Here is an 18971-nt window from a genome sequence, read left to right on the forward strand (position 1 = left end):
CCTTTCACTCCGACGCTGACCATAATGAAGCGCTGGTTATCCCCAGGATAGATTCTTTCATCCCAGGGGTTTGCGTTAGCGATGATCCCTTCCCAATATTGATGCCAGGATAAATCAGAGATCCGGGTCTGTTGATCCCTTCCCAATATTGATGCCAGGATAAATCAGAGATCCGGGTCTGTTTGCAGGCTTCGGACAAATTCTTCCGGAGTCTGGTTATTTAATGAGGAATGTGGCCGGTACTGGTTATATTCCTGCCGCCAGTGCTCGATCTTCTCCTGAGCATCTTCCAGTGACAGGAACCAGTGCACATTCAAACACTCATCGCGCAGGCTCCCGTTGAATGACTCGACCAGAGCATTATCTGTCGGTCTGCCGGGCCGTGAGAAGTCCATTGTCACCTTATTTTCGTATGCCCAACGGTCAAGCGCTTTAGAGATAAATTCGCTGCCATTATCCGTCTGCAACCGGTGTGGTATACGGTGCTGCATTTGTTTCAGGCGCTCCATAACAGCCACCACATCCTCTCCGCGCAGCCCCTGACCAACTTCGATCGCCAGGCATTCACGACTAAAATTATCCACTACAGTTAGGGCACGTATCCGACGCCCGTTGAACAGATTATCAGCAACAAAATCCATGCTCCAGCACTGATCTAATGCGGTCACTTCTGGACGGGCGTGTCGGTGCCTGGCTGTAACATGCCTGAGTGGGCGTTTTGCTCGCAGATTCAGTCCTTCCTGACAGTAAATTCGGTGGGTTTTCTTGTGGTTGACTAACCAGCCTTCCCTGCGCAAAAGAATATGAATGCGCGGGCAACCATAGCGGATCCGTGTCTCCGCAATTTCTCTTATCCGGTGAGTCAGGGCCCTGTCATCACGACAACTGCGATAGAGGTATACCGTGCGACTCTGCATCATTAAACGGCAACCACGACGCAGCCCGATACGAAAGGCGTCCAGCAGGTAAGTCACCGCTTCACGCTTCTGAATGGGCCTCAGAACTTTTTTCGAATGACATCCTGGAGCATTTCCTTATCCAGACTGAGGTCCGCCACCAGACGCTTAAGCCGTTGGTTTTCGTCCTCAAGCTGCCGCAAACGGCGCAGTTCTGTTACGCCCATACCGCCAAATTTTTTCTTCCAGTTATAAAAAGTGGCTTCAGAAATACCCATCTTTCTGCACACTTCCTCCACCCGAGTGCCTGTTTCGGCCTGTTTAAGGGCGAATGCTATCTGTTCTTCAGTATAACGGGTCTTTTTCATGGTTGATATGCCTCTCAGTGAGATGAAAGAAAGACCGGATACTTTAGTTTAGGCTGGCACTGTTTTCAGGGAGGAGATCAGCGAACCACTGTGTCCACTTCCGAAAGTCGCCATGGCATCGATCAACATTTTTACCTGCTCGCATACCAGAGACTGATCGCTCCCGACGCTGATATCCTTATTTTGCCAGACAGATCCTGATAACTCGTTGTTAAACATTACTGAATCATTTGATTCTATTTGGCTGGTCAATAAAGGGCTATTTTTGCGCGAAAACCACAGATCCTGAACCTGGGCATCGGTGAATATGAGGGCATCAACGTTTCCGATCTGGCCTGCAAAATCATAAACGACATCCTGATTTTAGCTTTGAGCAAATTGATAAATTTCAGGCTCTGCAATGTCGGAAAGTGTGCCACTGCCGCTACTATCATTCATTAAAGTAATATATTTTCTCATAACTTTTCCTTTTACTTAACAAATCCAATATGATGTATTGATAAACTATAGGTGGTGTTGATGTTGTTTTTTGTCTTTACATATATTTTAGGCGTAATTAAATACACTGATTTTTTTTCGAATTTCACTCGAAACATAATTCCGTCCATATCGTTAACTCTATTTCCATATATTCCTCCATTAGATGAAATGTCAATTGTAGAAATTAATTTTTTATTTACTACGTCATACAAATCAATAAACCCCAATGGCATTACAATATTACCACCATCTAAAGACACTTTATTTTTATTATCGTTTGGGTAAATTCCGAAAACGTAATCTCCTGGTTCATCTATATCAATAATAATTTCATTGAGCGTAAGTTTTGTCGTTTCTTCTGTTGGTTTTTTATTAGCTGCATCATTTTCCTTAAGGCTTTTTGGGTGTTTATCAATATCTAATGACTCATTTTTTGAGGTTGTATTGTTTATTTCAGTCGGGGTGATATTTTGTATACTTTCAGCAGGCAAGCTAAAAATTACAAAAAGTGACAGTAATATGCCGACAAAGTGTTTTTTTGCGACTTTATTTTTCATGGTGTAATAACATTTCTTCTCTATTATTATCATTTCCGCCACTCCTTATTTTATTGATTTAATTCTATAAATTGTATTTATTTCAATACCATTTTCTTTTGCAGCTATTTCAGAAATCATAATATATCGTCCTTTCTCTTTAAATTTCATTCGCGTGCCAAATCCCCTTATCTCATTTTTTAATTGTTTGGTGGTATCGATGTAAAAACCTAAAAGATATTCAACTGCATTCTCAACATCAAATGCAATATTGGATATTTTATCCGCTGTGAAAACTAGTTTAACTTATTGACTTCCTCATTTTTATTGTTGACTGACGATTTTTTCACTTCAACAGCTGTAGTGTCATTTACTATTTCCGCCGCAAACCCGGGAATTAAAGAAACTGAAAGCAGTAAACCTGTAAATAGTGATTTTGATCTGGCGTTCGTCATGATGAAGTACCTTGCAAAGGTAATCTAATTGTTAATGACAAGTTCCATAACGTCCTCTGAATACATTATATATATCTAAGATGGATATGTATTAAAACATTAATACTGGCGTTAGATATTATTGATTCTGTGATCCTAATCTCTTAACTGGCCACCATGCTTATTAATTTTCTATATGGTTTGTAAATACATATATAAATTACTAGGGATTTTAAAATAGACAGGAGGTTGGCAAGTTAAATGTTGAGTATTGAATTTTTTTTGGTTTTTAATACGATAGATTAAAAAGTGCTTAAGGGATGCTTAAATCAGAAGATTAGCGGTACCATTTACAGTGTTTCGATAATTTTCACCGGTGGCCGCTTCAAGTACGGCTAATTGTCTGGCATCAATATACGCTCCACGCGATCCTGAAACGGTATTACTCACCCCCGCCCATGCATATATAATCTGGTCCGTCAGGATATCAATATCATTCTGACTGGCAGTAGCCTGCCTGACTAATGCTTCAAGAAGGTCCGCTGTTCCCGCCATCAACGTCTGTAAATCAGTCATATTACCGAAACCTCTGATATAGGGCATAGCCAAAATATCATCAGGTAAAGGTTGTGAGTGATCGAACGAGAATGTCGTAACTTTGTTCACATCAAACCAAACATCGCTGGAGGCTCCCCGTGTACCATCATTGAACGTAAAACTACTGTCCTGCTGGTGAGTATTACCTTTATCGTCAATAACTGTAGAATTGGGTATAGCCCGTTGCAATTGAACTGATCTTCAGTGAATCTAACGAAAGTAATTCTCCGCTATCGACTTTCCCGTTGCTGTTTTATCCTGCCAGACATTCCAGCTGCTGCCATGTGCATCGGCACTGTCTATTATCCCATTGTGGTCGTCATCCAGTTCTTGTAATGCCAGATAGCCATTTTTGAGATATTTGTTGCCAAAAAGCTCACGGCCTGAATCTATTTGGCCATCCTGGTTGATATCGGCACCAGTAAGCCGTCATCAGCGCTAACCATCCGGTTTTTCTCGGCAAAGGTGTTGGCGTCATGATCCAAAATAGACGCCTTTGCTCAGGCTAATGGTTTTAACACCATCACCATCAAGATCTAAGATGATAGGAGATGCGGTGTGCTCGGCTTTTTGAGAGGCTTGGGCCGAAACTTTACCAATAAATAAACCTGGCGCAAAGCTGAACTTTGACTCGCATTTGGGTTATTATGATAAAAATATTCCGCATCATTAATGGCATTTTTCGTAATTTTTCTTTTTAATCTTTTTTTTTACGTACTCTAGATAATCTTTATAAAACTGCATTAGTGGTAGCTGTATCGACTAAATTTTTCAGAAGGTAGTCTTCAAAATCAGATAAATCATGTTCGATTACATCACCTGTTTCTAAAATAAGTTTTACTAAAAGCTGGGTCGTATTGGGCTATTAAATCAACCTTTCCCTTGTCTTATCATCTAAAAACTGTAAAATCGTCATATTGGTCTTTAAAGTCGAAATTACTGTTTCCAGGCTTATTATGGATCGCTGGATGGGTTTTGGTGGGGTCCATGTCATCTGTGAGAGGAGTTATTTTTCTGTATTGATACGATTACTTACAGCGAGTTTTGCAAACCGTCGAGGATAATGTATATCAGACTGGGCAAGGACATAACCTGCGCAATGGTACAGTTAAAATCACCTTTCATTGTCGGGAATATGTCATAATTTGGTATGTTTTGGAAAGCCTCAATGTTTTTATTAAGATCAGAGTATTGTTGATTCGTTATTTTTATTCGTATTTGCGTAGTAGATATTCGACCTTCCATTTGCTTGTTTGTCATTTCACCTACCATCATGCCCACCAAACTAGTGATTGTACTATTAGAAAACTGAAATAGGTAGGGTCAGAACCAGGATTTTCTATTTCAATCCAAGTATGTATAAAACCTATTCCGTCACTCAATGAAGAATCATTTTTATTGATATAATTACTCATTTATTTTCCTTTATTTATAAAAACCTTTTTGAATAAAAAAACATACGAGCCATCAATTAATTTATCGTTTTTACATATATTTCAGGTGTAATTAGATGTTAATGACGTTTTGTGAGTTTTAAAGTAAACAAAATTCATCAATTCCATTTTACATTATCGAGAATATCCCGCTCTGGATCTATATTTACAATGGAAACATTTTCTTTATGCTTAATATCATAAATAGTAACTTTTCCAAATGGCGTAAATATCGCTATCAATAGTTCGTATTTTATTTTTATTATTTTCTGAAAAACCAAAATATATTCATCTGGACATCAATTTCAATTATGATTTTTTTAAATCTAATTTTTGCATGCTTACAGTTTATCAGTTGACGATAAATTATCGTTAGGCTGTGGAGATGAGGTGAAGTGCTTCCTCTTTTAAACATACAGCTTTTATTGTAACAGGTGTGGCATCTCTAGAGTTTTCCTCAGCAAAAGCCTGAATTCCAATCTAAAACTGAGAAACATTAAGCTTTTAAAGAATGCTTTTTCTGGCGTTCAACATAATGAAATTACCTTGTCAATGCTAATTTAATTGTTAACAGCAATTTCTCATATCGTCCTCTGGATATATTACGTATATCTAAAATGCAAATATATTAAATCATTAATGCCAGAATGCATTATTATCGATTCTGTGAATCCTAATCTCTTAACTGGCGCATGTATTAATTTTTTATGGTTTGTAAAATACATATATAAATTGCTAAAGGATTTTAAAATAGACAGGAGGTTGGCAAGTTAAAATGTTGAGTAAATGTTTTGGTTTTAATACGATAGATTAAAAGTGCTTAGGGATGCTTAAATCAGAAGATTGTGGTGCCATTTTACAGTGTTTCGATAATTTTCACCGGTGGCCACTTCCAGGACGGCTAATTGTCTGGCATCAATATACGCTCCACGCGATCTGGAAACGGTATTACTCACCCCCGCCCATGCATATATAATCTGGTCCGTCAGGATATCAATATCATTCTGACTGGCAGTAGCCTGCCTGACTAATGCTTCAGTTCACTGAAACATATCGCCGTCTGCCAAATCAGTCATGTGCAGAGCCTCTGATGAAGGCGTTAGCCAAAATATCATCAGGTAAGGTTGTGATGATCGAACGAAATATCGCGCTGTTGACATCAAAACCAGACATCGCTGGGCTCCCGTGTACCATCATTGAACGTAAAACTACTGTCCTGCTGCTGGTGAGTATTACCTTTATCGTCAATGACTGTAGAATTGGTATAGCCCGTGGCAATTGTAGACTGATCTTCCAGTGAATCTAACGACAGTAATTCTCCGCTATCGACTTTCCCGTTGCTGTTTTGTCTGCCAAGACATTCAGCTGCTGCCATATTGCATCGGCACTGTCCTGGCATTATCCCATTGTGGTCGTCATCCGAAGTTTGGTATGTGCCGGATAGCTGTTTTCGCCGGCGTGCCATCTTTGAGATAAGTATTGTTGCCAAAAAGCTCACGGCCTGAATCTATTTAGCCCATCTGGTTGATATCAAACACCAGTAAGCCGTCATCAGCGCTAACCCATCCAGTTTTCTCGGCAAAGTGTTGGCATCATGATCAAAATAGACACCTTTGCTCCAGGCTAATGGATTTCAACACCATCACCCATCAAGATCTAAGATGATAGGAGATGCGGTGCTCGGCTTTTGAGGCTTGGGCCGAAACTTTACCAATAAATAGAAGCCAGCGCAAAGCTGAACTTTGACTCGCATTTGGTTATTATAATAAAATATTCCGCATCATTGTGGCATTTTGTAGAATTTTCTTTTAATCTTTTTATACTCTAGATAATCTTTATAAAACTACATTAATTGGCTTGGCGCTGGATCGACTAAATTTTCCAAAGGTAGTCTTCGAAATCAGATAAATCATGTTCGATTACATCACCTGTTTCTAAATAAGTTTTAAAGCTGGGTCGTATTGGGCTAATAAATCAATCTTTCCTTGTCTTATCATCTAAAAACTCCTTCTTAAATCGTCATATTGGTCTTTAAAGTCGAGTACTGTTTCCAGGCTTATTATAGGATCGCTGGATGGAGTTTTAGTGGGGTCCATGTCATCTGTGAAAGGTATTTTTTCTGTATTATTGATACGATTACTTACAGCAAAGGGATTTTGCAAACCGTCTAGATGATGTATATCGGACTGGGCAAGGACATAACCTACTTGTCTAACGAAGGTTTGTGGCGCGTGTGCCAGAAGCCGTTGTCGCGAAAGAACGTGACCGTCTGGCAGCCTGCGGCGAAGCCAAAATCAAAATTGCATAACAGAAAGCGACTATCGCTGCGCTGTAATGTTGATGAATGCCTGAAATGACGAAGGCCGCGCAAGCGGCCTTTTTTATGCATCAGATTCAGTGATTTAAAACCTGCTATTGCCTTGCGGCATCCCGAATATGTTCCACCCGCGACTGCATCGCCGGGTGCGTACTCAGCCAGTCAGGCAGGCTGCTGTCACTGATTTCTTCTTTCTGCGATTTTGCTACGAGCAGCGAATACATTTGCGCCATCTGCTCAAGTGAACGCCCTTCCCGCTTCATTTCCGCAATCGCCCAGTCATCCGCATCGCGTTCCATACCGCGTGAGAACTGCAACTCATTGGCAAGAGACGCGGTTTGCAGCAAAGTATCGCCGATACCGCTGACATCACCGGTCATCCACAACAGCGTCAGCGAAACCAGCGAAGAACGCACCAGCATGCGCATCGGATGACGGTAAACGTGATGACCTATCTCATGCAGCATCACCGCCGCCAGCGCGTCATCGCCGGGGCTGAGGGCGACCAGATTGTCGCTGAGGACCAGCGTGCCGTCAGACAGCATAAACGCATTGGCCACATCGGGAATATTCATCAGTTTCAGGCTGACTGGTGTCCGGTCATTGCGCAACGACGGCGGCGTTACCTGGCTGAACAGAACCTGAAGCGCTTTCTGCCGATCTGGCGGTAACGCTGAATCCTGAAAATCACTGGCCCGGAGAAGCGTCATCGTATGACGACCGAGGTTTTGCTCAATCGTGGTCGGAATGCGCAGCGCAATCGCATTGCTGGCCCACGGCAGTAATCCATAGACGTAGAAAACGATCAGCAGACAGGTCGCCAGCAGCGTAAGGACAACGCCACGTTTATGGCTTTCCATACGATAGACCCAGCCCGGCTTGCGATGTTTGAGTAACCAGTGGCGAAACGCTGCATCATCAGCGGGAACAAAACGGCTTCCGTCGGGGAACGTAAGAAACAAGGGAATGGTGCCCAGCGCATCAGAAACGTCAATCTCACTGAGGGTAAAGCGGGTTTGTGATTCAGGCGTATCCAGCGTCACAAACTGCCCGTTTTCCAGAAAAAGGCGGGCAGCCTCACGCGCTGCCCGTCCCGGAGGCTGATAAAAGCCTTCAATATTCATGTGTTACAGACCGACACCAAGATCAAATGCCTGCGCCACTTCTTCCGCAACAGCCGTATTGGCAGAGTCGCCGTGCGCCTGAACGTCCAGCAACGACAGGTCGCCAGAAACAGCCGTTGATGCTGCCACATAACGCGCAGTACGCACATGAGCCACCGGCGTTGCCAGACCCAGCGAGAACACCACGATCAGCGCGTTGGTGAACAGCAGCCCCAGATAGGACAGCGTTTTCATGGAGGAATGCAGTTTTACACCGTCGCCGATACGTGTCTGGTTAAACACGTAATTGCGAACCGCGACCACCTGGTAGCTGGCAACCACCAGCGAACCGACCAGAAGAATGACGATGGCAAAGAAGAAGTCGAACATATTGCTCATCAGCATCGCGGCGGCCATTTCATCAGACATGCCGCCCATTAAGACCATCTGGTATATCGTCGTGAAGAACGAGCCCATCAGCCAGAAGGCAAAAATCAGGAACGGCAGGAATAATAAAATGCCCAGCAGGCTGTATTTAATAAAGGCCGCTTTCTTCAATTCGGCGCGAAACGCCGTCTTTCCGAAGAACATATTATTGACGTATAAATCATGTGTCATTGCGCTGATAATACCCTGCACCGCAGCAACACCCGGCACTAATGCCACAGCCACCAACACCATGCTCAGCAATATCGCGCTGATACTGGCACTTTGAACGGCGATCAATACCACAAACATAATGGGAATATACAGCGCCAGCATCAGCAGGATCGGGCACAGGTACATGGTCCAGTAAGCACGGCCCACTTTGCAGTGATAGTTAAAACGCACGCCACGGTAGCTGGTCATAATCGCATTGTAACGCCAGCTGCGGACAATCACCCACGGCAGCAAAGCAAAAAATGCCAGTACGAACAGCAACGCCAGCTTCGGCATTAACGCTGCTAAAATATAGAATACAATAATACCGGCGATCACCAGTAAACGCCCTTTCAATATTTGAATTGGCCTGGCGTGATAATCAAAGCGATCACCATTTATTTCAGTATTACCCAGAAAATAACGACGACGGCGTACTGTCGCCCACGCAGAATAAATCCCCAAAGTGACGATGGTCAGTAAAGCATTCACCAGCCAGATTGCGAAATATTCCCCGCCCTTACCATGAAAACGAACCTGATGCAGGCTATCGTTGTGTTGATTATTATCAGACATTTTTATCTTTCGTCCTGAAAGGAATGAGAAACCGTCTCTCTTATAATGAAGAAAGAGGCGTAGTGCTTGGTGTAACGCTGAATATTTAATCACGCACGTATACAATCAGGCAATAAAATCTTTACAATTCAGATGAAAAAAATTCTCATTTGGGATAAGTATTAGAACGATGAGGGGACGGCAGCGTTGCATCTGCACGCCCTAAAATGGTATTAAAACGGTCTGTTTGATTGCCTATAGTGGAAACTGAGTGAGTAACATGACGACCTCCCTCCCTGTCAGCGTCCTGGTGCGCCCGATCCGCCCTGAAGATAATGCTGCGATCGCCAGTGTGATCCGTCACGTGTCCGCCGAATTTGGCCTCACGGCAGATAAAGGTTATACCGTGGCTGACCCAAACCTGGACCATTTGTACGAAAGCTACAGCCAGCCGCGCTGTGCTTACTGGGTGGTGGAGCTGGACGGCGTTGTCGCCGGTGGCGGCGGTATGGCTCCGTTGTCAGGCGCTGAGGACGATTTGTGCGAGTTGCAGAAGATGTACTTCATGCCTTCTCTGCGCGGTCAGGGACTGGCGAAACGTCTGGCGCAACAGGCCATTGACCATGCACGCCAGCAGGGATTTGCCCGCTGCTACCTGGAAACCACTGCCAGCCTGACCCAGGCTATCGCGCTGTACGAGCGTCTCGGTTTCCAGCACATTGATGGCGCAATGGGGAATACAGGTCATGTCGATTGCGAAGTGACGATGATAAAATACCTGTAACTGCGTTTTCGCTTTCCATTATCTGACAGGCAGCAACATGTTCACTCACAAAGCCATTTCCGCGTTAAACGAACTGGAACTGACGGTTTATAACTACATCGTCAAAAATGGCGACAAAGTGATGTACATGACTATCCGTGAACTGGCGGACGCCTCTGGAGTGTCCACCACCACGGTGCTACGGTTCTGCAAAAAAATGGATTGCGACGGCTACTCGGAATTTCGCATCCGTTTTAAACTGTTTTTAGAACATGAAGAAAAACCGCCTGTGTCATTCGGCATCAGCGAAATAATCAGTTATTTCAAAAGTATTAATAACAGTGAATTTGATGAATTATTAGATCAGGCCGCGATACAAATTGCTAATGCACAGCGCATTATATTTGTCGGTGTGGGAACATCCGGCTCACTGGGTAAATACAGCGCACGTTTTTTCTCGAATGTCGGTAAATTCAGCACCTTTATTGATGACCCTTATTTTCCGATCAACAGCGATATGTATAAAGACGCTATCGCTATTATTCTTTCAGTCTCCGGTGAAACAGAAGAAGTCCTGCGTTTTGCCACCCAGTTCAGCCAGCATAACTGCAAGATTATCAGCCTGACCAACAGCGAGAACTCAACGCTGGCGCGGATGGCCGATCTGAACATCTCTTATCATATGCCGCAAATCGTGCTTGAAGGTCAATATAATATTACCACGCAGATCCCGGTACTTTATATTATCGAGACCATCGGCAAGAAATTACCTTTAATAAAACGTGACGCAGCGCAATGAAAAAACAAGGTGTTTTAAACTTGTGACATATTCCTAACCCTGTTTTTTGTTATATCGTGACATCATCCTTTCTTTTGCTACACTCCTGCCAGCAATTAAAAAAATAAAACATCATCTCTGTACACCCCGGCAGGAGAATAATAAATAATGGCTATTGATTACGCTCAGACAGCTCAGGATATTGTTAAATATATCGGCGGCGAAAATAATGTGATTAGCATCACACATTGCGCCACACGCTTACGCTTTGTTCTGAAAGATAATAGCGCCGTCGAGAAAGAAGAATTAAAACGCGTAAAAGGCGTGATTACTGTTATCGAGGCCGGAGGCCAGATGCAGGTGGTGATCGGCAACCACGTCAGCGATGCCTACAAACAGGTGCTGAAGCTTATTCACATAGATGAAAACGCGCCGGTTTCTGCGCCGAACGTCGGCATTGTCAGCCGCGTCATGGACGTCATCTCCAGCATTTTCACGCCATTCCTTTATCAACTCGCCGCCTGCGGTATTTTACAGGGGATTATCTCTTTCCTCGCTGCGGTCGGCATCATGGACGCCAACAGCGGCACCTACCGTATTCTTAACTTTGTTTCATGGACGGCGTTTACCTTCCTGCCGGTCATGATCGCTTTCACCGCGGCGAAAAAATTCAACGTCAATCCGTTCACCGCAGTGATTACCGCCTGTGCGCTGATAAGCCCGGATTACATGAACATGCTGACGGCGTTTAAGATTACGTCCATCAACTCAGCCGATCCGGCCATGCAGCAATTAATGCGTGAAGCGGTGAATAACCCGGAAATCGCCCGCATCCTGACGGACGTGGTTGGTATTCCCATCGCCGCGCCAACGCTCGATTTTCTTGGCATACCGGTGAAATATCTCAGTTACACCGCCTCGGTGATCCCTGTCATTCTGATGGTCTGGGCGATGTCATACATTGAACGTTTCTTCAATAAAGTGCTGCCGATCGTTATCCGTAACCTGTTTACCCCGATGTTTTGTATCGCCATTATGGTACCGATGACGTTGCTGGTCTTCGGGCCGGTAGGCAATCTTATTGGCGGCGCGATTGGCGGCGTTTATAACTATCTTTACCACCTCAGCCCGACCGTGGCCGGATTCTTCGTCGGTGCATTCTGGCAGCCGCTGGTTACGCTGGGCGTCCACTGGGGCATTACGCCGGTCACTGTCGGCAATTACGCAACGCTGGGCTACGACACCTTTACCGGCCTGCAAGCTTCCGCCGTCTTCGCGATGACCGGCAGCATGTTTGGCGTGTACCTGAAAACCCGCAGCCGCGAGATGAAAGGCATTTCTCTTTCCGCTGGCGTCACCGGGTTGTTCGGCATCACCGAACCAGCCATTTACGGCGTCGCGCTGCGTCTGAAAAAACCCTTCTTGTGCAGTTGCGTCGCGGGCGGCATCGGCGGCGCGATAGCCGGCTCCTTCAATGCCGTGTCCTGGAGCTACTGCCTGCCCGGCATCGCCGTGCTGCCGGTCTTCTTCAAAGAAGGCCACATGCCACAGTTCCTTGGCTTCCTGCTGTCGATAAGCGTCGCCTTTGTCCTCGGTGCTCTGTTCACCTGGCTGGTTGGCTTCAAAGATGAGCCAGACGTCGTCGCCACCAAAAAGGTTCAGGCAGAAGCTAGACGTGCCACGCAGGCAGAAATGAATTAAATCTGAAATACCCGTGTAAAGGGCGGAGGTCTCCGCCCGCATCAAACATTAAGGGAGAACGAAATGAGCCATCAGTTACCAAAAGAGTTTTTATGGGGCGGCGCGGTTGCGGCGCATCAGGTTGAAGGCGGCTGGAATAAAGGCGGTAAAGGCGTCAGCATTTGTGACGTGCTTTCCGGGGGCGCGCACGGCGTTGACCGCGTAATGACCGACGGCGTGCTCGAAGGCTACAGCTATCCGAATCATGAAGCCGTGGATTTCTATTCCCATTACAAAAAAGACATCGCACTGTTCGCCGAAATGGGCTTCAAATGCTTCCGCACGTCGATTGCCTGGACGCGCATCTTCCCCAACGGTGACGAATTACAGCCGAACGAAGCCGGTCTGCAATTCTACGACGATATGTTTGATGAGCTGCTCAAGCACAACATCCAGCCTGTCATCACCCTCTCCCACTTCGAGATGCCGTGGCATCTGGTGAAAGAGTATGGCGGCTGGAAAAACCGTCAGGTGGTGGATTTCTTTGTGCGCTTTAGTCAGGTGGTGATGGAGCGCTACAAAAGCAAAGTTAAATACTGGATGACCTTCAACGAGATCAACAACCAGCGTAACTGGCAGTATCCGTTGTTCGGTTATTGCTGTTCCGGCGTGGTCTTCACCGAGCAGGAAAACCCTGAAGAAACCATGTATCAGGTGCTGCATCACCAGTTCGTGGCCAGCGCCAAAGTGGTCAAACTCGGCCACGAGATCAATCCAGATTTCCAGATCGGCTGCATGATCGCCATGGTGCCGCTGTATCCGTTCTCCTGCCATCCGGACGACGTGATGTATTCCGTCGAAGCGATGCACGAGCGCTTCCTGTTCAGTGACGTCCACATGCGCGGCTACTACCCGGCGTATGCGCTGAAAGAGTGGGAACGTCGTGGCTTTAACATCAAAATGGAAGACGGCGATTTGCAGGCGCTGCGCGAGGGTTGCGCTGATTACATCGGCCTGAGCTATTACATGAGCAACGCAATTTCCGCGCACAACCCGAGTGATGATAACGGTTTGTCCGGTTTCGCGGGCAGCGTACCTAACCCGCACGTCAAAGCCTCCGACTGGGGATGGCAGATTGACCCGGTTGGCCTGCGCTATACGCTGAATATTCTGTATGAGCGTTATCAGAAACCGCTGTTCATCGTCGAAAATGGCTTTGGCGCGATCGACAAAGTGGCTGACGACGGTATGGTTCATGATGATTACCGCATCGCTTATCTGAAAGCTCACATTGAGCAAATGAAGAAGGCCGTGCTGGAAGACGGCGTTGAGCTGATGGGCTACACCCCCTGGGGTTGCATCGACTGCGTGTCCTTCACCACCGGCCAGTACAGCAAACGCTACGGCTTCATCCACGTCGACAAAAACGACGACGGCACCGGCACTATGGCGCGCTCCAAAAAAGAGAGTTTCGCCTGGTATCAGAAAGTGATTGGCAGCAACGGCGAAGTACTTTAAGAAAATGACAGCCAGCCCTGCACGGGCTGGCTTTGTTTGGAATTATTCCGCCTTCATCTCGAAATACGCAAACTCGCCGAATCCCGCTTCAGCATTCACCGTCGAAGACACAGAATAAATACCGATTTTCGCGCCGACCCATTTTCCGGCTGACGCGGCAAATTGAGGTTCAACGGTTTTCCAGTCTTCTGCCTCATCCTGTTTGAAGGAGAAACAGCAGACGCCATGCGATAAGACGTTCGCCCTGATAAATACCGCATGCCCGTGCCGCAAAGTAGCCAGCACAGTTCTTCTCTGGCTCAGTTCGCCTTTATCGCTCATCCATCCGAAATCAAACACCAACCTGTTTTCGCCCTGCTGCTGACACACGGATACCGCGCCATACCTTTCGCCATAGACGATCAACCCGCTCTGCTCACCGTCGTGGCTAAAGTGAGGGGTAATGCGTGTGGTGACGGTAAATTGTGGCGCAGAGAACTTTTGAAGCAACAGTTGCGGCGTGTCGTACAACGCTCGCGGCCCGGAGGGTAAACACGCCAGCCTCAGTCCAGCCGCAGACGGTTTCACCCAGTGACTTTGCGGGTTCGCCTGCCACTGCCATTGCAGCCCGAAGCGGCCTTCGGCAAAGTCGTCAGACGTTTGTGGAACGCAGGGCCAACCAGACGAACAACCAGCAGGTTTTGCGTAAACCGATACTGGCTGCCCGAGTCCTTGGGCATCCACTTGTTCGCCAATTTCCGGCCAGTCATCCTGATTCCAGCGCATCGGTTGCAGATGCACAATACGGCCAGCGTGTGCCGCATCCTGAAAATGCACAAACCAGCACTCGCCATTTTTCAATTCCACCCAACCGCCCTGGTGCGGGCCATTTACTTTGGATGTCCCCTGATGTAAAACGTCGCGGCTCTCGAACGGACCGGTTATCTCACGGGAGCGAAGTACCGTCTGCCAGCCGCTCTCAACACCTCCGGCGGGCGCAAAAATGTAATACCAACCGTGACGCTGATACACCTTTGGCCCTTCGATTGTCGGGTGAGAGACCGTACCATCAAAAATGATCTGGCCTTGATCGAGCAATGATGTCGCATCGGGGGACAATTCGCACAGCTGTAACTGATGCTTGATACCGGACCGGCTGTGAGCAAACGCATGCACCAGCCACGCCCGCCCGTCGTCATCCCAGAACGGACAGGGGTCGATCCAGCCTTTTACCGCTTTAATGCAATGTGGCTCACTCCAGGCTTTCCGCGGATCTTCGGCGTAAGACATAAAAATGCCTTCATCCGGCATGCTATAAAACACCCAGAACAGCCCGTTGTGATAACGAATGCTGGGTGCCCAGATCCCTTTTCCAGGCTGCACGCTGTCGTAAGCCGGATAATTAATCCGTGGCACGACGTGGTTGACGAGAGTCCAGTTAACCAGATCCGTTGAATGCAAAACCGGCAGGCCGGGAATATGGTTAAAGCTTGAGGCGACCATATAAATATCATCGCCCACGCAGACAATATCCGGATCAGAATAGTCAGCATGCAGGATCGGATTCTGGTAGCGTCCGTCGTCTGTATCTGCGATCCCATCATGTTGGATTGCTATCGCCATACCGAGGTTCTCCATTATTTAACGGCCATCACAGGAGCCATATGACCGGCTTCGTTTTCCTGCTCGCGGGCAATCTCCACGCTTCGTTTCGCCAGATCGTGTTGGATATTTTTCATCGTGGCATCATCGAGTTTGTAGAAACGAGCGAGGAAATAGAGGATCAGATAAGAAATTGAGGGGCCGACAGTCAGCAGACCAATAATACCGGTGGTGGCAAGCGCGGTTTGGGTTTCTGCGCCTGCATGATAACCAAACCAACCGAGAGAAAATCCGACCAACGCACCGGCAAACGCCATGCCGAGTTTTAAGGCGAATAAGTTACCGGAGAAGGATAATCCGGTGATCCGCCGTCCGGTTTTCCATTCTCCGTAATCCGCTGCATTTGCCATCATGTTCCATTTAAACGGCTGATACATCTGGTGTAAAAAACCAATAATGAAATACAGCGGAAAAATAACCGGCAGGAATTTCGGCGGCACAAAGAACATCACCACACCCGCCAGAACCAGCAGCAGATTGATATTTTTAAACATCGTCAGCGTACTAAAGCGCCTGGCAAAATACCCCGCCGCTATCGCCCCGAATATCGTACCGACCACGCTGGTGGTAATAAACGTGCTTTTCATCGCCGTACCACTCACCAAACTTTGTCCTTTATCCAGCATCAGATAGGTCGCGTAATACAGCGTCGCCGAACTGCGCATGACGCCCGCCATGCTGGAGAAAAAGGTGATGATGGCAACAATCCGCCACTGGTCATTCGACAGCAGATTCTTTAAATCACTACGCACCGAGACATGTCGAGTATCCTCAGCGGTGATGCGTTCTTTGGTGAAGCAAAAACAAAACACCAACATACAAGTGGCGATGACGCCCATCACCGCCATTGTTGCCTGATATCCAGCCTGCAAATCCTCTTTCCCAAAATAATCCACCAGCCACAATGTCCCGACGGAAACCAGCAAACCGGCCAGAGAGGAAATCGTAAAACGGTAGGATTGCGCGGAGAGCCGGTCTTTATCATCCGAGGTGATCACACCGCCCAGCGCGCAGTAAGGAATATTGATAAACGTGTAACACAGCATCAGCAGTGAATACGTAATGTAGGCGTAAAGTAGTTTGCCCGAATGCCCGAAATCCGGCGTGGTGAAGGTCATGACCGCCAATATCGCGTAAGGGATCGCAAACCAAATCAGCCACGGACGAAAATGCCCCCAACGTGTTTTTACACGGTCGGCGACAATCCCGGTGAGCGGATCGCTGACAGCATCCAGAATGCGTGTAACCAGAAACATCACCCCGACAGCTGCGGCGGAGAGACCGTAGATATCCGTATAAAAGTACGTCAGAAACATCGTGACGGAGGAATAAACGATCCCGCACGCGGCATCTCCCATACCAAAACCGAGTTTTTCTATAACAGACAATTTCTTTACGGCTGCCATAATCTGACTCCATACCATGAGGTAGAATAACTTTCAGAATTGGTATGTTAGCTTTTAGCCGTTGTATTGAATTTAACCATATTTCATTTAGGGTTTATGAAATTTGCTTAATGCGAAGGGAGTCACAAAGGGGACTGTCATGCACAAACAAAAAAGGCCACCGTTTCCGGCAGCCTTTTATTTCTTCATGAATCGAAATTCAGAAGCCCGACTCAATCAATGACGTTTACCGTCATCATCTTCATCGATGAAATCTTCATCTTCGCCTTCTTCACCCTCTTCGTCGTCATCGCCTTCGAAGTAAGTACCCCAGCCGTCGTAGTTTACGCCGTTGGTTTCAGCCAGATTCATCAGTTGCTCAACCTGGGTGTCGATCAGTTCTGCATTCAGCGCAACTTCGCTGATCACGTCGCAGCACATCATGACAGTACCGTCTTCCGCTTCCAGCTCTTCCGGGTCGGAAACTTCATAACCCAGTTTGAACGCTTCAACGACCGCTTTCTCCAGCACTTCAAACTTCTCTGAAGATAAGTGGTGTTCGATGGTGTAAAGCGCGTCAGGATCACTGCCATCATCCAGCAGTTCTTCGATGATTAAGCGAGTTTCTTCACGTTGTTCTTCCAGCAATTCACGGTTTGCCATTTCTCTGTCCTCAATCAATGTGACGTTTGTAGTCTATTTTCACACACCGCAGGGCCAGCCTCCACTATAAACAACGACAAAGTTTTTACTTCAGGGTTGTAATTGCATATTCATCCAGATAAATTGAATTTTAATTCAATCCGAAATGCTTACGCGCTATGGAGCGACATCATGAGTTTGTTGAGTAAACGTCATTTTCTCAGGTTACTGGATTTTACCCCGTCAGAGATTTCGTCCCTGCTGAAACTCTCCGCTGAACTCAAAGCAGCAAAGAAAAACGGCACCGAAAAAGCCCGCCTGCAAGGCAAAAACATCGCGCTCATCTTCGAAAAAGACTCAACCCGCACACGATGCTCTTTCGAAGTTGCCGCATACGATCAGGGGGCGAAAGTCACTTATCTCGGCCCGAGCGGCAGCCAGATCGGCCATAAGGAGTCGATGAAAGATACCGCCCGCGTGCTTGGCAGAATGTACGACGGTATTCAGTATCGCGGTTTTGGGCAGGATAACGTTGAAACGCTGGCGGAATTCGCCGGTGTACCGGTGTGGAATGGCTTAACCAACGAATTCCACCCGACGCAGCTGCTGGCTGACCTGCTGACCATGCAGGAACACTTGCCCGATCAGCCGCTGAAAGGGATGCGTCTCGCCTATCTGGGGGATACCCGCAACAATATGGGGAACTCGCTGCTGGAAGCCGCGGCGCTGTGCGGACTGGATTTACGCCTTGTCGCGCCATCAGTCTGCTGGCCGGACGCTGAACTGGTCGCGACCTGCCAGCATCTCGCCACCGAAAACGGCGGCAAGATTACTCTGACCGAGGATATCGCAACCGGCGTGAAAGATGCGGATTTCCTGTATACCGACGTCTGGGTGTCGATGGGCGAGCCGAAAGAAGCCTGGAAGGAACGCATCACCCTGCTGCGCCCTTATCAGGTCAACAGCGCGATGCTGGCGATGACCGGCAACCCGAACGTCAAGTTCCTGCACTGCCTGCCCGCTTTCCATGACGATCAGACGTCGCTCGGCAAACAGATGGCACAAGAGTATGGCCTGAACGGCGGTATGGAAGTGACGGATGAGGTGTTTGAATCGGCGCACAGCGTGGTGTTTGATCAGGCGGAGAACCGTCTGCACACCATCAAAGCCGTGATGGTGGCCACCCTCGGCACGGAATAATTCATC

At 47.0% G+C, this 18971-nt stretch carries 16 protein-coding genes and 1 pseudogene; 6 read left to right on the top strand and 11 right to left on the bottom strand.

What is annotated here, in order from left to right:
* Positions 1–164 precede the first annotated feature (164 nt).
* From I2123_RS21080 to I2123_RS21105, 6 genes are all read right to left on the bottom strand, one after another.
* A protein-coding gene (locus tag I2123_RS21080; RefSeq protein WP_213051187.1) for an IS3 family transposase occupies positions 165–1264 on the bottom strand; the annotation gives its coding sequence in 2 pieces (ribosomal slippage) (positions 165–1003 and positions 1003–1264; 1101 coding nt in all).
* A 48-nt stretch (positions 1265–1312) separates the two neighbouring features.
* Positions 1313–1483 carry a hypothetical protein gene (locus tag I2123_RS21085; protein ID WP_213051454.1) on the bottom strand — a complete coding sequence of 57 codons (171 nt, stop codon included), beginning with the start codon at positions 1481–1483 and terminating at the stop codon, positions 1313–1315.
* A 251-nt stretch (positions 1484–1734) separates the two neighbouring features.
* Positions 1735–2301 carry a hypothetical protein gene (locus tag I2123_RS21090; protein WP_213051455.1) on the bottom strand — a complete coding sequence of 189 codons (567 nt, stop codon included), beginning with the start codon at positions 2299–2301 and terminating at the stop codon, positions 1735–1737.
* Positions 2302–2576: 275 nt separating this feature from the next.
* Entirely contained in the window at positions 2577–2735 is a 159-nt protein-coding gene (locus I2123_RS21095) for a hypothetical protein (protein ID WP_213051456.1), read from the bottom strand.
* Positions 2736–3038: 303 nt separating this feature from the next.
* A complete protein-coding gene (locus tag I2123_RS21100; RefSeq protein WP_213051457.1) occupies positions 3039–3500 on the bottom strand; it encodes a hypothetical protein in 462 nt (153 codons plus the stop codon).
* 1082 nt (positions 3501–4582) lie between these two features.
* Positions 4583–4726 (bottom strand): hypothetical protein, encoded by a 144-nt coding sequence (locus I2123_RS21105; protein WP_213051458.1) that lies wholly within the window; start codon positions 4724–4726, stop codon positions 4583–4585.
* A 2239-nt stretch (positions 4727–6965) separates the two neighbouring features.
* Here I2123_RS21105 and I2123_RS25835 point away from each other — a divergent pair.
* Positions 6966–7052 (top strand): annotated as a pseudogene (locus I2123_RS25835) (hypothetical protein); the annotation flags it as partial.
* A 104-nt stretch (positions 7053–7156) separates the two neighbouring features.
* Here I2123_RS25835 and I2123_RS21110 read toward each other — a convergent pair.
* Together I2123_RS21110 and I2123_RS21115 are read right to left on the bottom strand one after the other, a co-directional pair.
* Positions 7157–8185, bottom strand: a complete 1029-nt coding sequence (locus tag I2123_RS21110) for a M48 family metallopeptidase (RefSeq protein ID WP_112169321.1) — start codon at positions 8183–8185, stop codon at positions 7157–7159.
* A 3-nt stretch (positions 8186–8188) separates the two neighbouring features.
* Positions 8189–9379, bottom strand: coding sequence for a YjgN family protein (locus I2123_RS21115; protein WP_213051459.1), 1191 nt, complete (start codon positions 9377–9379; stop codon positions 8189–8191).
* Positions 9380–9638: 259 nt separating this feature from the next.
* Between I2123_RS21115 and I2123_RS21120 the strand changes: the two genes are divergently transcribed.
* The 4 genes from I2123_RS21120 (at position 9639) to I2123_RS21135 (ending at position 14097) form a co-directional block, all read left to right on the top strand.
* Positions 9639–10142, top strand: coding sequence for a GNAT family N-acetyltransferase (locus tag I2123_RS21120; protein WP_213052587.1), 504 nt, complete (start codon positions 9639–9641; stop codon positions 10140–10142).
* Between the two features lie 37 nt (positions 10143–10179).
* Positions 10180–10920: a MurR/RpiR family transcriptional regulator gene (locus I2123_RS21125; RefSeq protein WP_112169315.1), complete on the top strand. Its 741-nt coding sequence runs from the start codon at positions 10180–10182 to the stop codon at positions 10918–10920.
* 147 nt (positions 10921–11067) lie between these two features.
* Positions 11068–12600: a PTS transporter subunit EIIC gene (locus tag I2123_RS21130; protein WP_112169313.1), complete on the top strand. Its 1533-nt coding sequence runs from the start codon at positions 11068–11070 to the stop codon at positions 12598–12600.
* A gap of 63 nt (positions 12601–12663) precedes the next feature.
* A complete protein-coding gene (locus tag I2123_RS21135) occupies positions 12664–14097 on the top strand; it encodes a 6-phospho-beta-glucosidase (RefSeq protein ID WP_213051460.1) in 1434 nt (477 codons plus the stop codon).
* Positions 14098–14139: 42 nt separating this feature from the next.
* Here the strand turns inward: I2123_RS21135 and I2123_RS21140 are convergent, their stop codons facing one another.
* The 3 genes from I2123_RS21140 to rraB form a co-directional block, all read right to left on the bottom strand.
* Complete coding sequence (locus I2123_RS21140) at positions 14140–15699, bottom strand: glycoside hydrolase family 43 protein (protein ID WP_213051461.1); 1560 nt, start codon at positions 15697–15699, stop codon at positions 14140–14142.
* A 14-nt stretch (positions 15700–15713) separates the two neighbouring features.
* Positions 15714–17144 carry a glycoside-pentoside-hexuronide (GPH):cation symporter gene (locus I2123_RS21145; protein ID WP_213051462.1) on the bottom strand — a complete coding sequence of 477 codons (1431 nt, stop codon included), beginning with the start codon at positions 17142–17144 and terminating at the stop codon, positions 15714–15716.
* Positions 17145–17360: 216 nt separating this feature from the next.
* Entirely contained in the window at positions 17361–17786 is a 426-nt protein-coding gene (rraB, locus tag I2123_RS21150; RefSeq protein ID WP_112169305.1) for a ribonuclease E inhibitor RraB, read from the bottom strand.
* A 171-nt stretch (positions 17787–17957) separates the two neighbouring features.
* Here rraB and argF point away from each other — a divergent pair, with 171 nt between their 5' ends.
* Positions 17958–18965: an ornithine carbamoyltransferase gene (gene argF, locus I2123_RS21155; protein ID WP_112169303.1), complete on the top strand. Its 1008-nt coding sequence runs from the start codon at positions 17958–17960 to the stop codon at positions 18963–18965.
* The last annotated feature ends 6 nt before the right edge of the window (positions 18966–18971 follow it).

It is taken from the genome of Rahnella inusitata (assembly GCF_018288855.1).
Lineage (GTDB): Bacteria > Pseudomonadota > Gammaproteobacteria > Enterobacterales > Enterobacteriaceae > Rahnella > Rahnella inusitata.

Bases quoted from the DNA above. Each gene is read 5' to 3' on its own strand.
- I2123_RS21085 (WP_213051454.1), bottom strand. From the start codon at position 1,483: ATGTTTAACAACGAGTTATCAGGATCTGTCTGGCAAAATAAGGATATC.
- I2123_RS21090 (WP_213051455.1), bottom strand. From the start codon at position 2,301: ATGAAAAATAAAGTCGCAAAAAAACACTTTGTCGGCATATTACTGTCA.
- I2123_RS21095 (WP_213051456.1), bottom strand. From the start codon at position 2,735: ATGACGAACGCCAGATCAAAATCACTATTTACAGGTTTACTGCTTTCA.
- I2123_RS21105 (WP_213051458.1), bottom strand. From the start codon at position 4,726: ATGAGTAATTATATCAATAAAAATGATTCTTCATTGAGTGACGGAATA.
- I2123_RS21110 (WP_112169321.1), bottom strand. From the start codon at position 8,185: ATGAATATTGAAGGCTTTTATCAGCCTCCGGGACGGGCAGCGCGTGAG.
- I2123_RS21115 (WP_213051459.1), bottom strand. From the start codon at position 9,379: ATGTCTGATAATAATCAACACAACGATAGCCTGCATCAGGTTCGTTTT.
- I2123_RS21120 (WP_213052587.1), top strand. From the start codon at position 9,639: ATGACGACCTCCCTCCCTGTCAGCGTCCTGGTGCGCCCGATCCGCCCT.
- I2123_RS21125 (WP_112169315.1), top strand. From the start codon at position 10,180: ATGTTCACTCACAAAGCCATTTCCGCGTTAAACGAACTGGAACTGACG.
- I2123_RS21130 (WP_112169313.1), top strand. From the start codon at position 11,068: ATGGCTATTGATTACGCTCAGACAGCTCAGGATATTGTTAAATATATC.
- I2123_RS21135 (WP_213051460.1), top strand. From the start codon at position 12,664: ATGAGCCATCAGTTACCAAAAGAGTTTTTATGGGGCGGCGCGGTTGCG.
- I2123_RS21140 (WP_213051461.1), bottom strand. From the start codon at position 15,699: ATGGCGATAGCAATCCAACATGATGGGATCGCAGATACAGACGACGGA.
- I2123_RS21145 (WP_213051462.1), bottom strand. From the start codon at position 17,144: ATGGCAGCCGTAAAGAAATTGTCTGTTATAGAAAAACTCGGTTTTGGT.
- rraB (WP_112169305.1), bottom strand. From the start codon at position 17,786: ATGGCAAACCGTGAATTGCTGGAAGAACAACGTGAAGAAACTCGCTTA.
- argF (WP_112169303.1), top strand. From the start codon at position 17,958: ATGAGTTTGTTGAGTAAACGTCATTTTCTCAGGTTACTGGATTTTACC.